Source organism: Sanguibacter antarcticus (genome assembly GCF_002564005.1).
Taxonomy (GTDB): Bacteria; Actinomycetota; Actinomycetes; order Actinomycetales; family Cellulomonadaceae; genus Sanguibacter; species Sanguibacter antarcticus.
Map to the genome: position 1 here is coordinate 3,254,849 of NZ_PDJG01000001.1, position 15,666 is coordinate 3,270,514.

At 68.8% G+C, this 15,666-nt stretch carries 8 protein-coding genes; 5 read left to right on the forward strand and 3 right to left on the reverse strand.

What is annotated here, in order from left to right; genetic code table 11:
* Positions 1 to 34: 34 nt before the first annotated feature.
* The gene (locus ATL42_RS14885; protein ID WP_098456030.1) at positions 35 to 1,717 is read left to right on the forward strand and encodes an AMP-binding protein; all 1,683 of its coding nucleotides are present in this window, start codon (positions 35 to 37) and stop codon (positions 1,715 to 1,717) included.
* A 191-nt stretch (positions 1,718 to 1,908) separates the two neighbouring features.
* Positions 1,909 to 3,246, forward strand: coding sequence for an NADP-specific glutamate dehydrogenase (gene gdhA / locus ATL42_RS14890; RefSeq protein WP_098456031.1), 1,338 nt, complete (start codon positions 1,909 to 1,911; stop codon positions 3,244 to 3,246).
* A gap of 35 nt (positions 3,247 to 3,281) precedes the next feature.
* Here gdhA and ATL42_RS14895 read toward each other — a convergent pair whose 3' ends face one another.
* Positions 3,282 to 5,930: a LuxR C-terminal-related transcriptional regulator gene (locus tag ATL42_RS14895; RefSeq protein ID WP_098456032.1), complete on the reverse strand. Its 2,649-nt coding sequence runs from the start codon at positions 5,928 to 5,930 to the stop codon at positions 3,282 to 3,284.
* Between the two features lie 228 nt (positions 5,931 to 6,158).
* The gene (locus ATL42_RS16590; protein ID WP_211281835.1) at positions 6,159 to 7,058 is read right to left on the reverse strand and encodes a hypothetical protein; all 900 of its coding nucleotides are present in this window, start codon (positions 7,056 to 7,058) and stop codon (positions 6,159 to 6,161) included.
* 259 nt (positions 7,059 to 7,317) lie between these two features.
* On the opposite strand from ATL42_RS16590, the gene ATL42_RS14905 reads away from it, so the two are divergent.
* The 3 genes from ATL42_RS14905 (at position 7,318) to ATL42_RS14915 (ending at position 14,215) form a co-directional block, all read left to right on the forward strand.
* Entirely contained in the window at positions 7,318 to 8,814 is a 1,497-nt protein-coding gene (locus tag ATL42_RS14905) for an RNB domain-containing ribonuclease (RefSeq protein WP_098456034.1), read from the forward strand.
* Positions 8,815 to 9,186: a sterol carrier family protein gene (locus ATL42_RS14910; RefSeq protein WP_098456035.1), complete on the forward strand. Its 372-nt coding sequence runs from the start codon at positions 8,815 to 8,817 to the stop codon at positions 9,184 to 9,186.
* A 241-nt stretch (positions 9,187 to 9,427) separates the two neighbouring features.
* Entirely contained in the window at positions 9,428 to 14,215 is a 4,788-nt protein-coding gene (locus ATL42_RS14915) for an ExeM/NucH family extracellular endonuclease (RefSeq protein WP_245862615.1), read from the forward strand.
* Between the two features lie 88 nt (positions 14,216 to 14,303).
* Here the strand turns inward: ATL42_RS14915 and ATL42_RS14920 are convergent, their stop codons facing one another.
* The gene (locus ATL42_RS14920) at positions 14,304 to 15,578 is read right to left on the reverse strand and encodes a VWA domain-containing protein (RefSeq protein WP_098456037.1); all 1,275 of its coding nucleotides are present in this window, start codon (positions 15,576 to 15,578) and stop codon (positions 14,304 to 14,306) included.
* Between the last annotated feature and the right edge of the window lie 88 nt (positions 15,579 to 15,666).

Genomic DNA, 15,666 nt, shown 5'->3' on the forward strand with positions numbered 1-15,666 from the left:
CCCGGACGAAGCGCCAAACGGAAGAGGCACGAGCATGCTGGTCGGGTTGCACACGGACTACCTCACTGAGGACCTGGCAGAGGACGGGCACCCCGTCTCTTTCGAGCTGAGCTGCCCGCCGGGCTTCAACTTCGCGTACGACGTCGTCGACCGGCTCGGGACCGAGACCCCGGACCGTCGCGCGCTGCGCTGGTGCAACGACGAGGGGGAGCGCGCCGACTACACGTTCGGTGACGTGCAGCGGCTCAGCGACCAGGCCGCGTCGTACTTCCTCGCCCAGGGCATCCGCAAGGGCGACCGGGTCCTGCTCATCCTCAAGCGGCACGCCCAGTTCTGGTGGGCCATCACCGCCCTCCACAAGATCGGTGCGATCGCTGTCCCGGCGACCAACCAGCTGCTCCGCTACGACCTCGTCTTCCGTCTGAACGAGGCTGACATCTCGGCCGTCGTGTGCACCCTCGAGGGCGACGTCGCCGCCGAGGTCGAGGCCGCCGAGGCCGAGACGGGGCGCACGCTGCTCAAGGTCGGCGTCCGCGGCGAGCGCCACGGCTGGGACGACCTCGACGCCGGGATGGCCGCCGCCGCGCCCTTCGTCAAGCCCGCACCCGAGGATCTCCCCGCGGTCGACGACGCGATGCTCCTCTACTTCACGTCCGGCACCACGGCGCAGCCGAAGATGGTCGTCCACGACTACTCGTACCCGATCGCTCACATCGCCACCGCCAAGTACTGGCACCGCGTCGACCCCGACGGGCTGCACCTGACCGTCTCGGAGACCGGGTGGGCCAAGTCCGTGTGGGGCAAGCTCTACGGCCAGTGGTTCATGGAGACGTGCGTCGACGTGTACGACTTCGAGCGCTTCGACCCAGTCCGCCTCCTCAAGCACCTCGAGGAAGCACGCGTCACGACGTTCTGCGCGGCCCCGACCGTCTACCGTTTCCTCATCACGCACGACCTCGCGTCCTACGACCTCTCCGCCCTCACGCACTGCACCATCGCCGGCGAGGCCATGAACCCGGTCGTGTACGAGTCCTTCCGCGAGCAGACGGGCATCGAGCTCAAAGAGGGCTACGGCCAGACAGAGATGACCCTCGCGGTCGTCACCAACTACTGGCAGGCCACGAAGCCCGGCTCGATGGGCCTGCCCTCCGCCGGGTACGACGTGGTCCTTCTCACCGACGACGGCACCGAGGCCGGCGTCGACGAGGACGGCGAGATCTGCCTGCGCCTGCCTGAGGGCACTAAGCCGATCGGCCTCTTCACCGGGTACGCCGGCGACCCCGCCACGACGGCGTCCGTCTGGCACGACGGTTTTTACCACACCCACGACCTCGCCCGCCGGGATGCCGACGGGTACTTCTGGTACGTCGGACGCACCGACGACATGATCAAGACCTCCGGCTACCGGGTCGGTCCCTTCGAGGTCGAGAGCGTCGTCATGGCGCACCCGGCGGTCGTCGAGTGCGCCATCACCGGTGCGCCCGACGAGGTCCGCGGGATCGTCGTCAAGGCGACCATCATCCTGGGGAACGGCTACGAGCCGTCGAGCGCGCTCGTCAAAGACATCCAGACCTTCGTCAAGCACCGCACCGCGCCCTACAAGTACCCGCGGATCATCGAGTTCGTCGAGACGATGCCCACCACGGTCTCCGGGAAGATCCGCAGGGTCGTCATCCGTGAAGAGTCCGAGCGAGCAGCAGGTGGCGACGCGGGTTGATCGCTGTGCCTTCGTCGAGCCCTCGCGGACGCGTGAGCCGACCGGTTCGTCGTGCTGGGGCCGAGGTCTCCATGCAGTGGACGGACCGTGTGCCGGTCCTCGACCGGCCGGTACGCTGCGGAAGTGCCCCAAGTGGTACTCCCGTCCCAATCGCGGCTGCGGGACCAGCGCGTGACGAAGGAGAATGCCCGATGGAAGGCCAGCTCGCCCCCGTGCTCGACCAGGTGCTCCGCCGCAACCCCGGCGAGGCAGAGTTCCACCAGGCTGTCCGGGAGGTGTTCGACTCGCTGGCCCCGGTGCTCAAGAAGAACCCCCACTACGCCGACGCAGCCGTCCTCGAGCGCATCTGCGAGCCCGAACGGCAGATCATCTTCCGGGTTCCCTGGGTCGACGACGCGAACCGCGTCCAGATCAACCGCGGCTTCCGGGTCGAGTTCAACTCGGCGCTCGGTCCCTTCAAGGGCGGCCTGCGGTTCCACCCCTCGGTCTACCTCGGCATCGTCAAGTTCCTCGGGTTCGAGCAGGTGTTCAAGAACTCCCTCACCGGCATGCCCATCGGTGGCGGCAAGGGCGGCTCCGACTTCGACCCGCGTGGCCGGTCCGAGGGCGAGGTCATGCGGTTCTGCCAGTCCTTCATGACGGAGCTGTACCGGCACATCGGCGAGTACACCGACGTCCCGGCCGGGGACATCGGCGTCGGCGGACGCGAGATCGGCTACCTCTTCGGCCAGTACAAGCGGATCACCAACCGCTACGAGTCAGGCGTCCTCACCGGCAAGGGGGTCTCCTGGGGCGGCTCGCTCGTGCGGACCGAGGCCACCGGGTACGGCACCGTCCTCTTCGCCCGAGAGATGCTCAAGACCCGTGGGCTCGAGCTCGAGGGCCAGCGCGTCGTCGTCTCCGGATCGGGGAACGTCGCCACCTACGCGATCCAGAAGGCACAGGAGCTCGGCGCCCTCGTCGTCGCGTTCTCCGACTCCTCCGGCTACGTCGTCGACGAGGCCGGTGTCGACCTCGAACTCCTCCGTCAGATCAAAGAGGTCGAGCGCGGACGCGTCGCTGAGTACGAGACCCGGAGCCCGAGCGGAAAGTTCGTCGCCGGCGGATCGATCTGGGACGTCCCCGCCACGGTCGCACTGCCCTGCGCCACGCAGAACGAGCTCGACGTCACTCACGCGCGCACGCTCCTGGCCAACGGCGTCCTCGCGGTCGCCGAGGGCGCGAACATGCCGACGACTCCCGACGCGTTCGCTGCGTTCCAAGCCGCAGGCGTGCTCTTCGCTCCCGGCAAGGCCGCGAACGCGGGCGGCGTCGCGACCTCCGCGCTCGAGATGCAGCAGAACGCGAGCCGCGACGCCTGGACCTTCGACCACACAGCCGACCGTCTGGAGCAGATCATGGTCGGCATCCACGACCGCTGCGCCGAGACGGCCGACACGTACGACCAGCCGGGCAACTATGTCGCCGGCGCCAACATCGCCGGGTTCATCCGGGTCGCCGACGCGATGATCTCGCTCGGCGTCATCTGACGCACACCGACCTGACCCGACGCCTGTCGCACGCTCTAGTCGCCGAGGAGCCCGTGCTCGTGCGCCCGCATGAGCGCTTCCTCGCGTGACGACACCTCGAGCTTGCGATAGATGCTGCGCACCTGGGTCTTGATCGTGTTCGCCGAGACGAAGAGCTCGCGGCCGATCTCGGCCATGTTGCCCGTGTTGACGAGGTGGTTGAGCACGACGAGCTCGCGCTCGGCCAGCTTGATCGTCGAGAGCAACGACGGAAAGACGGTCGGGACCTTCGAGAGGTCCGCGAGGAACTCCGCGGTGGGGTCGTGGTCACGGGTCGAGGCCGCGGTCCGCAGCGCGAGCAGGTCGCTGCGCGGCACGAGCATGAGCGGTGTGCGCAGCTGGTGCTCCGTCATGAGGCGCACGGTCGCGTCGAGGTTGCGCAGCGCCATCGGGGTGTTCTGCAGCCGCAGAGCAGCTGCCGCACGCACGAGCAGCGACTCGGCGCGGAGCCGTACCGAGAGTGCGTCGTCCCCGGTGACCCTGCTCAGGGTGCGGATCGCGCGTTCGGGCTGGTTCGCGAGGAGCCATCGTCGAGACCACATGACCGCGATCCACGGCGAGGTCTTCGGGTGCTCCTCGAGGAGCGCCTCGGCCTTGACGCCTTGCCCGTCCGCCATGAGCAGGCTCGCGCGGCACGCGTCGAGCAGTGCACGAGAGCGGTCGCCGATGGTGGGGAGGTGCCCTGACGTCGTCATGTCGATCTCGAGTGCAGCGCTGCTCTCTGCGGCACGGCCGAGGCCGAGGTCGATCATCGCTTGGGCGTAGCGGAAGAGCGGCCAGTGCTCCGTGGTGTTCACGTGGGCACGCATGAGGTGCAGCTCGTACTGCGCGCGAGGGAAGTCGAGCTGCTCGATCGCGGACAGCGCCTCGCCCAGCCGGTAGAGCGCACCGAAGTACCCGTGCTTCCATGCGGCAGGCCAGACCTCCCCGCGAATCTTCTCGAGGATCGGGCGGACCGTCGCCATCTCGCCCTGCATCGCGAGCGCCCCGCACCGCAGCGCCTCGGCATGGTGGCGGCTCTCCGCACCGGCAGACTCGGCCATCGTCGAGCTCGCCTCGAACGCGTTGATCGCGCGCTCAGCCTGCCCGCCGTAGTACAGGGTGAGGCCGAGGTGCTCGAGCATGACCGGCAGGATCGCCGTGAGCTCGTCCCGCTGCGCCATGGTCAGGTCGGAGAACAGTCGCATCGCCCGGTCGGTCACGCCCATGGCCTGGTCCACGTGGCCGGTGGAGCGCAACGACGCGCTCTGGATCGTCAGGAGGATGAGACGCTCGGCAGACCCTGCTTTGGTGCTGCGGAGCTTGGCGGACGCGTTGGCGATGGAGAACATCTCCATCGCGCGCACGCGGTGCGCGCCTGACGAGTTGTACGCCAGAGCGAGCACCATCGCGAGGATCGGGTAGTTGTACAGCCGCCGGATCGAGAGCGGTGACAGGAGCCGCACCACGGCATCGGGGTGGTAGGAGAGGAGCGTGAACCACCGGGCCTGCGCGACGCGCGTCGCGAGGTCGAGGTCTGAGATCGAGACGGCTTCCCGGAGCGCGACGAACGGCTGGTCGTTCTCCAGCGCCCATTCAGCGGCCCTGCGGACGAGTCCGTCTACCAGCTCTGGTGACCGGTTGCGCAGCTCGGTGCGCAGCATGGAGCGGACGAGCTCGGAGATCTGGAAGGTGCGGCCCAGCGTGCTGACGGCCCACATGCCGATCCCTGCGGCCTCGAGCTGGCTCAGCGCGGTCTCGGCGGCGGCGAGGTCGGGAAGGTTGGCGAGGTCGACCACGAGGTCGAGCGCGAGGACGTCTGCCACAGAGCAGCGCATCGCGACCTGGAGGGTGTCTGGCGACAGCCGCCCGACGACGGAGTCGTGGAGCATCGTCGCGCTCGCGTCGATGAGCCGTGGCGAGATCTCCGGTGCATCGAGCCCGTCGGGTTCCATCTGCAGCGCGACGATGAGGCCGCGGATCGCGATGGCCGACCCGTCAGAGAGGTCGTGTGCGGCCAGCGCGAGATTCTCCCAGCAGGTGAAGTCGGCCTGCTCGAACGCGGTGGCTGTCTCGGAGAGCGTGAAACGCAGGGTGCTGGGATCGATCACCACCGTGTCGAGCGAGAGCGACGTGACGGGAAGCTCGAGCGGCGACAGCGTCCGGGTCGAGATGACGAACTCGAGGTTCGGGCAGTGCTGGAGGAGGAAGACGATGTCGTCGTGCACGTCGTCGTCGCTCACGTGCTGGTAGTCGTCGATGACGACGACGAGGGGAGTGCGCAGCTGCCCGAATCCACGGACGAGCAGGTGGCGGGGGTCGTCGGTGATGCGCATCTCGGCGACGAGTCGACCGAACACGGGGGCGTGCTCCGCGTACCCGGCATCGACGATGGTGAGGACGACCTCGCGCCAGAAGGCGAGGCGGGTCGCGGCGCCCTCGTGTGCGGTGACCCAGACGCCGGGGGGAGCTGTCGGGTCGCGCAGGCTGGCCCACTCGGCAAGAAGGACTGTTTTTCCGCTTCCGCCGGGTCCGCGGACGACCGTCAGAGGGGACGCTGCTGACAGTTCTTCGATGAGCTCGGGGCGGGGAATGAGAAATGACGGTACTCGCGGTCCACCGTAGAACCCACCGGAAGGTGGTGGGTTGTTCGGCTGTTCGGACATGCGGTTCTGGACCCTTCGGACACCCTCGATATCAGTCGGCGGGGCGCCGGGAGCGCTGTAGGCGATGATGCCGATGACCTGGGTGACAACCGATGGTAGAGGCACGAGCGCCGGGAATGAAGACGCAAGAGGACATAGTCACGGCAGAAACAGGGAATCGCATGAACTTTCCGACATTATCTGCCGAAAACTTCATGCGATCCCTGTTCGAGCGAACTTCTCAGAGGACTACTTGGCGTTGTGCGCCCGGCGGCTGATCCGGAAGGCGACGATGCCAGCTGCGACGAATGCTGCGGCCAGTGCGGAGAGCATCCCGACCTTGGCACCGGTCAGGGCGAGCTCGCCCTCCTGCGCCTCGACTGCGACAGTCTCGGTGCCGGAGACCGACGGGACGACGGTGGGCTCAGGAACCTCGACCGTGACGTCGCTGACGTCCGAGACGGGCTCGGTCACGACGGTCTCCTCGGGGACGACCGGCTCGTCGGTGACCTCAGGGGTCGGGGTCTCGGTGACCTCGGGGTTGGGGACCTCGTCGGTGACGGGGGTCTCCTCGGGGGTGGGCTCCGGAGTCGGCTCAGCGGACGGCTCCACGGTCGGCTCGGGCGTGGGCTCCGGAGTCGGCTCAGGCGTGGTCTCCGGCGTCGGGTTGCACGTCTCCTCGTCGTTCACCGGCTGGACGAACTCGTGGCTGAGGTACGCCTTGCCATCTTCCTTCGGGCTCGTGAGGATGCCGTCAGCCATGAAGTCGTCGACGAACTTCTTCTCGTCTTTGGTGTCGTAGCGGTAGACGTCGACCTGGTACCAGCCGGTGCCACAGTCAGGCACGGTGCCGACGAGCTCCTGCGGCCAGGAGACCTTCTTCTCGGTGCTCTTCGGCATGAACCACGCGACCGTCAGGGTCTCTGCCTTCGAGTTGTCGTGCTTGCCCGAGGTCGTGGAGACCGTCTGGTTGGCGTTGGTCGCGGTGGAGTACTGGGCAGCGGCTCCGGCGGCCGGTGCGACGAGGAGGCTGATCGCTGCGGTTCCGGTGAGGAGTGCGGTGGCGACTGCAGAGACTCGCACGGTCGCGGCGCGGGAGAACCGCGTGGAGGTGGGCTCGGCAGCTCGGGTGGCCAAAATGGTGCGCACGATGGGGTCCTTTTGTCTGTGGACGGGCCGCGCGGTGACGGGGGGAGATCGTCTCGTCGCGGGTAGCGCTTCGCTAGACATGAACTCTTGCCGGACGGCGAGTCGCAGATTTCACCCGCCCGCATTTTTAACCCTCTGTTTCACCCTCTCCACGGTCTGCAGGGTTCCTCAAGCTGTGCTAGCCGTAACAATCTGGTCACAAGTGCGCAGGTCAGGACATCGCGCGACAGGCCCGCTGCGCTGGTCGTAGAGTCGGTTCGTGCCCTCCAGACGCCTGCGCATTGCACTTCCGGGGTCGACCGTGCCTGAGCGGATCCGGTCCGCCTTCGCCCACCTGCGGGACGAGATGGACATACCGGACGACTTTCCGCCCGGTGTGCTCCTCGAGGCGCAGGGGGCTGCCGACCGTGGTGCGGGTGGCACCGACGCCCACGATCGCGAGCTCCTCGACATCCCCTTCGTGACGATCGACCCACCCGGCTCCATGGACCTCGACCAGGCGGTCCACATCGAGCGCGGGCTCGCACCTCAGGGCGAGGCCGCAGGATTCGTCGTCCGATACGCGATCGCCGACGTCGCGCACTTCGTCGTCGCCGGAGGCGCCGTCGATCAGGAGGCGGGCGCCCGGGGGATGACGTTCTACGCACCGGACGGGCGGACGCCCCTGCACCCGCCGGTCCTCTCTGAAGGCGCAGCGAGCCTCCTCCCGGACGCCGAACGGCCGGCCGTCGTCTGGCGCATCGAGCTCGCCGCAGGAGGAGAGATCTCCTCCGTCCACGTGAGCCGCGGGATGGTCCGCTCCCGCGCCCGCTTCACGTACGACGAGGCGCAGCAGGCGATCGACGGTGGCTCCGCGGGCGAGGTGCTCGACCTCTTGCGCGTCGTCGGGCTCTTGCGCGAGGAGATCGAGCGCGTGCGCGGCGGGGTCTCGCTCGACGTCCCCGAGCAGGACGTCACGGTCGAGTCCGACGGCGCGTACGGGCTCGAGCTGCGCTCGGTCCTGCCTGTCGAGGGGTGGAACGCTCAGATCTCCCTGCTCACCGGCATCGCCGCCGCCCGGGTCATGCGCGCCGGGAAGATGGGCATCTTCCGCACGCTCCCGCAGAGCGACGAGCGAGACGTCGAGCGGCTGCGACGGACCTCCCTCGCCCTGCACATCCCGTGGCCGGCGCGGGAGCCGTACGCCGATCTCCTGGCACGCCTCGACTCGTCTGAGCCGGCGCACGCAGCCTTTCTCAACGAGGCGACCTCGTTGTTCCGTGGCGCCGGCTACCTCCCGTTCGAGGGAGACGTCCCCGAGGGGGCAGAACACGCGGCGATCGCGGCCGAGTACGCCCACGTGACAGCCCCGCTGCGTCGCCTCGTCGACCGGTACGGCACCGAGATCTGCCTGACCCTGTGCGCCGGAGGGTCTGCAGCCGACGTGCCGGACTGGGTCCGCGAGGCGATGGGAGCGCTGCCCAAGACCATGTCTCGCAGCGGCCAGCGCGCGGGCGGCTTCGAACGAGCAGCGATCGACATCGTGGAGGCCGCTCTCCTCGACGGTCGCGTCGGCGAGGTCTTCGCGGGCGTCGTCGTCGACCTCGACGGGAAGGACCCGACCAAGGGACAGGTCGTCATCGACGATCCGACGGTCCGGGGTGTCGTGCGCAGCGCGACCTCGCCGCTCCCGCTCGGGGAGGCCGTCGAGGTGCGCCTCGTCGAAGCCTCGATCGAGCAGCGCAGGATCGTGTTCGACCTGCCCGGGCAGGGCTAGGTGCCGCCGAGGCGCAGAACCGATCCGGCCGACGGGCGGGCGGCACTGGCAGCCTGGAGGTCCGGCGGGGCGAGCCGGGCAGCGGTGACCACAGCGGTCCGGTTCACGCTCGAAGAGCTCGCGGACGTCGCGCCGGGCCACGCCGTCGAGGTCAGGGTGCCGCCGTGGGGGGCCGTGCAGTGCGTGGAAGGACCGCGCCATACACGGGGGACGCCGCCGAACGTCGTCGAGACCGACCCAGAGACGTGGCTCGGCCTCGCTACCGGTGCGATCGGCTGGTCCGGCGCGGTGCACGACGGGCGAGTCAGCGCGTCGGGCGAGCGCTCCGACATCTCTGCGCTCTTGCCGCTCCAGGCGACCCGAGCGCGCTAGCCAGCCGCGGAACGACTCCACGTCAAAGTGGTACGCCCGATTGTTACCGCTTGGTAACTTGTGGCGCTCAAGTGTTCCTTCTGACGAAGTGTGTCATTACCGTCGAGCGAGTTCAATGGGATTTGCCTTGGTTGTCACCAGGCGTTCATGAGCCTCAGGTTGGATGCGAGCGACGGTCAACGGTGACCGGGCAGCTCGTGCCGACTGTGCGCGCTGACGTCGCACCGAAGAAGGAGCAAGCGTGTTATCTGGTATCAAGCTGCACAGCTTACGACGGAGGGGTGCCGTTGCTGCGGCGCTCTCCGGCGTACTCGTCCTCGGCCCGGCGGTGACGGCGCAAGCCCTCGTCCCTGCGGCCCTTCCCGGATCGGTCGCCACGGCGGTCGACGGCTCGTCGGTCGTCATCAACGAGGCCTACCTCAGCGGGGGGAGCGCCAACGCGCTCTTCTCGACGAAGTTCGTCGAGCTCTACAACCCCACGAGCGCACCGATCGACCTGAGCGGCTGGTCGCTCCAGTACCGGTCCGCGACCGGGACCGCAGCGTCGAGCAGCACCGCGGCGCTGTCCGGGACGATCGCTGCCGGCGGGTACTTCCTCGTCTCCGGCGGCTCCAACGGCACGAACGGTGCCGCGCTGCCGACGCCTGACCTCGTCGCGCCGGCACTCAACACCTCGGGCACGACAGGCACGCTCGCGCTCGTCGCGGCTCCTGCCGCCATCACGCTGCCGACCGGGTCGGTCGTCGGTGACGCCCTCGTGGTCGACCTCCTCGGATACGGGACGTCCAACACCTTCGAGACCGCGCCAGCCACGGCGCCGTCCGCGAACAACGTCCCGCTCTCGCTCAACCGCACCGGGTTCGTCGACACCGACGACAACGCGGCGGACTTCACGCTGCTGGAGACCGTCACCCCGCAGAACGCGGCCGGCGTCGACCCCGATCCTGAGCCGACGACAGACCCGACCACCGACCCCACCACGGACCCGACCACGGATCCGACGACAGACCCGACGACGGACCCGACCGTCGAGCCGACCGACCCGCCCGCGGGGACCGTCACACCGATCGCCGACATCCAGGGCGCAGGCGACGCGAGCCCCCTCGTCGGGCAGACGGTGACCACGCGAGGCGTCGTCACCGCGACGTTCCCGACCGGAGGCTACAACGGCCTCTACATCCAGACCCCCGGGACCGGCGGTGACATCGACCTCTCGACGCACGCGCAGTCCGACGGGATCTTCGTCTACTCCGCCGATGCCGCGGCAGGCCTCCAGGTCGGCCAGTATGTCGAGATCACCGGGACCGTGAGCGAGTACTACTCCCTCACGCAGATCTCTGCCACGGCGTTCGCCGTCGTCGACGAGGCCGTCGAGGTCGCGAAGCCTGCGAACGTCGCGTTCCCCGCGGCCGACGCCGAGCGCGAGTCGCTCGAGGGCATGCTCGTCCAGCCCGCCGGCGACTACGTCGTCGCGGACAACTACTCCACGAACTACTACGGCTCGCTCTCCCTCGCGTCCGGGACCACGCCGTTCCTCCAGCCGACCGACGTCGGACGCCCGGGGAGCGCCGAGGCCACCGCCGCAGAGACCGACCGCGACGCACGCGAGGTCGTCCTCGACGACGGTGCGACGACGAACTTCAACTCGACGGCCAACAAGTCGCTGGCCCTCCCGTACCTCACGGGCGGCGCGCCGGTGCGCGTCGGGGCTGCGACCACGTTCGTCACCCCGGTCGTCCTCGACTACCGGTACTCGGCATGGTCCTTCCAGCCGCTCACGCAGCTGACCCCGGACGTGGCCGCATCGGTCCAGCCGACGACCTTCGCCGACACCCGCACCCCCGCGCCGGAAGACGTCGGCGGTGACGTCCGCCTGGGAACGTTCAACGTCCTCAACTACTTCACGACGACCGGCGATGAGCTCACCGGCTGCACCTACTACACCGACCGCTCGGGAGCACCCCTCACGGTCAGCGGTGGCTGCGACGCTCGCGGCGCCGCGACGCAGGAGAACCTCGACCGTCAGGAGACGAAGATCGTCGCGGCGATCAACGCTCTGGACGCCGACGTGGTGTCCCTCGAGGAGATCGAGAACTCGGCCGTCTTCGGCAAGGACCGGGACGACGCGCTCTCTAACCTCGTGACCGCCCTCAACGCGGCCTCCGGCTCCGACGTCTGGGCCTACGTCCCGTCGCCGGCCGTGCTGCCTGCCGACGAGGACGTCATCCGGACCGCGTTCATCTACCGGACCGCTAGTGTGCAGACGCTCGGCGACTCGGAGATCTTCGACGACCCGGCGTTCGTCAACGCCCGCCAGCCGCTCGCGCAGACCTTCACCCCGGTCGGCTCGGACGTCTCGCGTGCCTTCACGGTCATCGCGAACCACTTCAAGTCGAAGGGCTCCGGCACGGGCGACGACGCCGACCAGGGCGACGGCCAGGGAGCGTCCAACGCTTCCCGCGTCGCTCAGGCCACTGCGCTCGTCTCCTTCGCCGACGCCCAGGTCGCGGCCTCCGGCACGGACCGCGTCTTCCTCGTCGGAGACTTCAACTCCTACACCCAGGAGGACCCGCTCGTCGTCCTCGCGGACGCGGGGTATACCAACCTCACGGCCACGACCGGTGAGCACACCTACCTCTTCAGCGGCTATGTCGGATCGCTCGACCACGTCTTCGGGTCAGCAGCCGCGACGGAGGTCGTCACCGGTGTCGACATCTGGAACATCAACTCGGTCGAGCCCATCGCGAACGAGTACAGCCGCTACAACTACAACGCGTCGATCCTCTACGACGAGACGCCGTTCCGGTCGAGCGACCACGACCCCGCGGTCGTCGGCATCGCGACCACCCCGGAGTCGATCGAGCTCAACCTGCTCGGCATCAACGACTTCCACGGCCGGATCGACAGCAACACGGTGAACTTTGCCGGGACCGTCGAAGAGCTCCGCGCAGCAAACCCTGACGGCACGGCGTTCCTCTCGGTCGGCGACAACATCGGCGCATCGGTCTTCGCGTCCGCGTCGCAGGACGACCAGCCGACGATCGACGTGCTCAACGCGCTCGAGCTCGCGTCCTCGGCCGCGGGCAACCACGAGTTCGACAAGGGCTTCGCGGACCTCACCGGTCGCGTCACCGACGCAGCCGACTGGGCTTACCTCGGCGCCAACGTCTACGACAAGGGGACGACGAACGCGGCGCTGCCCGAGTACGACGTCCTCACGGTCGACGGCGTGCGCGTCGGTGTCATCGGTACCCTCACCGAAGAGACCCCCGCGCTCGTGACCCCTGCCGGGATCGCCGACCTCGACTTCGGAGACCCCGTCGAGGCCATCAACCGCGTCACCGCCCAGCTGTCTGACGGTGACGAGAGCAACGGCGAGGCCGAGGTCATCGTCGCGCTCCTCCACGAGGGCGCGTCTCTCGGCACACCGGACGGCGCGACGATCGAGGAAGAGGTCGCCGCAGGCGGCACCTTCGCCCACATCGTCAACGACACCGACGCTCGCGTCGACGCCATCTTCACGGGCCACACCCACAAGCAGTACGCCTGGGACGCACCTGTCCCGGGAGAGCCCGGCGAGACCCGCCCGATCATCCAGACGGGCAGCTACGGCGCGAACATCGGCCAGGTCACCCTGACCGTCGACCCCGAGTCGTTCGACGTCCTCGCCTACACGGTCCAGAACGTCGCCCGCACGGCGACCCCGGCCGCCGACCTCGTCGCCGCGTACCCGCGCGTCGCAGAGGTCAAGACGATCGTCGACCAGGCGATCGCTGACGCGGCCGTCATCGGCAACGAGCCGGTCGGCTCTGTCACCGCGGACATCACCACCGCGTACCTCGACGGCAGCCGTGACGACCGCTCGTCGGAGTCCACCCTCGGCAACCTCGTGGCGAACTCGCTCCGGGACACCCTCGAGCCCGCCGAACGTGGCGGTGCCGAGATCGGCGTGGTGAACCCAGGCGGCCTGCGCGCCGACCTGCTCGAGGGCGACGACGGCGTCATCACGTACGCCGAGGCGAACGCGGTCCTGCCGTTCGTCAACAACCTCTGGTCCCTGACGCTCACGGGTGCGCAGTTCACGACGCTCCTCGAGCAGCAGTGGCAGCCCGAGGGCAGCTCGCGTCCGTTCCTCAACCTCGGGCTCTCCGACAACGTGTCGTACACCTACGACCCGGCGCTGGCGACCGGCGAGCGCATCACGTCGGTCACCGTGAACGGTGAGGCGATCGACCCGGCGCAGGAGTACCGGATCGCGACGTTCTCCTTCCTCGCGACCGGCGGCGACAACTTCACGGCGTTCGTCGACGGCACGGACGCTCGGGACTCTGGTCTCATCGACCGTGACGCGTGGATCTCCTACATCGAGGACAACTCGCCGCTCACGCCGAGCTTTGCTCGCCGTGGCGTGCAGGCTGGTGCTCTCCCGGGCACCGTCGATGCGGGAGCATCGGTCACGGTCGACGTCGCGAAGCTCGACCTCACGTCGCTCGGGGCTCCGGCCAACACCACGCTCTCCGCGTACCTCGTGCCGGCCGGGACGGTGTTCGACCCGACAGCCAACCCCCTTGCCGCCACGGCCGTGAGCGCCGGGGCGGCATCGATCACGGTCACCGTGCCTGCCGGGACCGTTGCCGGCGAGTACGGCGTCTATCTCGTCGGTGCGCCGTCGGGGACGACGGTCCGGGTGCCTCTCACCGTCAACGCGGTGGCACCCGTCCAGGGCGTGAAGATGATCACCCACGCGGTGTCGTTCAAGCTCTTCTCGACGACGCACGTCATCGTGACGGCGACGAACCTCGAGCGGGCGACCGTCAAGGTGGCAGTGAGCACCCCGGTGGGGAACGCGACGTTCAACTCCGTCCGCTCTCGTCAGACGGCTGTCGCGCACTTCACCCAGCGAGGCAGCATCGCAGCGGGCACAGCGACGATCACCGCCACGGCGACGATCAACGAGATGCCTGCGTCGCAGGAGTACCGCTCGAGCTACAGCAAGACGTCCGGGAACTTCTGGCCGTGGTTCTTCTGAGGCCTTGAGGCCTTGAGCACCTGACAGCTCGATCACGCGCCGTCCAGGCTCGCCGGTGATACCGGCAGCCTGGGCGGCGCGTGGCGTCTCAGGACACGATCTGAGCGGTCCGGGCGGCGCGCAGCCAGTCCGGGAACTCCCCGAGCAGCCGGGCATACAGCTCGGCGTCGGACACCGAGTCGATGTCGTCGAGCTCGAAGAAGCCGACGTTGTCGACGACCCGGCCCTCGAGCTCGTCGAGGGCCGTGAGGAGCCCGTAGTTCGCCCGGCCGACGCCGACGAACTGCCAGAACGCGGGCAGGCTCGACGCCTCGCGGACGAGCGCGGTGATCTCCTTGCGCTTGGAGAACCCGCCGTCGGTGAAGAACAGGACGAGCGTGGGCACCGGGTCGCCGTGGCGGAGCGTCCGGAGGATCTCCGAGATGATCGGAGGTTCGTCGTTGCCGTGACCGATCGAGTCGTAGTCCATGCCCCCGTGCGTCCCCGCAAGGTGCAGGTACGTCTGCGGCCAGGTGTCGAGCTCGTCGGCCGTGAGGTCCGGGAGCCGCAGGAAGGACCGCGCGTAGAGGTAGGTCTCGAGCGTGCCGTCGTCATCGAGCTGCAGGGCGACGGGCACCATGCGCTCGACCACCCGGTGGACCACGCGGAGGTTGTACTGCTTGCGCATCGACCCGGTCTTGTCGAGGACGAGCACCACGCGCGCACGGACGCTCTCCGCGCGTTTCGTGAGGAGGACCTTGTGCACCTCCTTCTTGCGGAGGTCGAGCACCTGGCGCTTCTCGAGCGAGAGGCGGCTCCCAGGCACGGGCGCAGCCGCAGCGGCGGCAGGAGCGACGGCAGGAGCGACGGCGGCAGCGGGCGCGGGCTCGTCGTCGACGCTCACCCCGTGCTCCCGCACGAGGTCGTCGAGACCGCCGTCCCAGCCCGCACCGACGTTGCGCACCTTCCAGGCGCCGGCGCGCCGGTAGACCTCGAGCAGCACGACCGCGCGCTCGGTCGTCAGGCCCGCCACGGGGCAGTCGATCGTCGCCTCGCCCACCTGCTCGACCTGCACGCTCAGCGCGCTGATGCCCGCGAGCGGTCCGTCGATCGACGCGTCGAGAGCGACCGCGACGGCGATGGTCGTGACCTCTGGCGGGACGGCGCGCAGGTCGAGCGCGAGCGCGTCCCCGGCAGTGAGCCGGACCCCGCCCTCGACCGACTGCGGCTGGTTGAAGAAGACGAAGTCGTGACCGCCGCGCACCCGCCCGTCGTCGGTGAGCTGGAAGGCCATGAGGTCGACCGTGCCGGTGCGGGCCCCGGACACGGTGATCGTCAGTGCCGGGCTGGTGAGCGGGCCGTTCGCGCCCCGTACGAGCTGCATGTGGTCTCCTCCGTCGTCGTCCCGGCGAATGTAGCGGACACGACGCGGACCGGCTCCGGTGCGGGGTCCTCGGCCCGCCGATAGACTC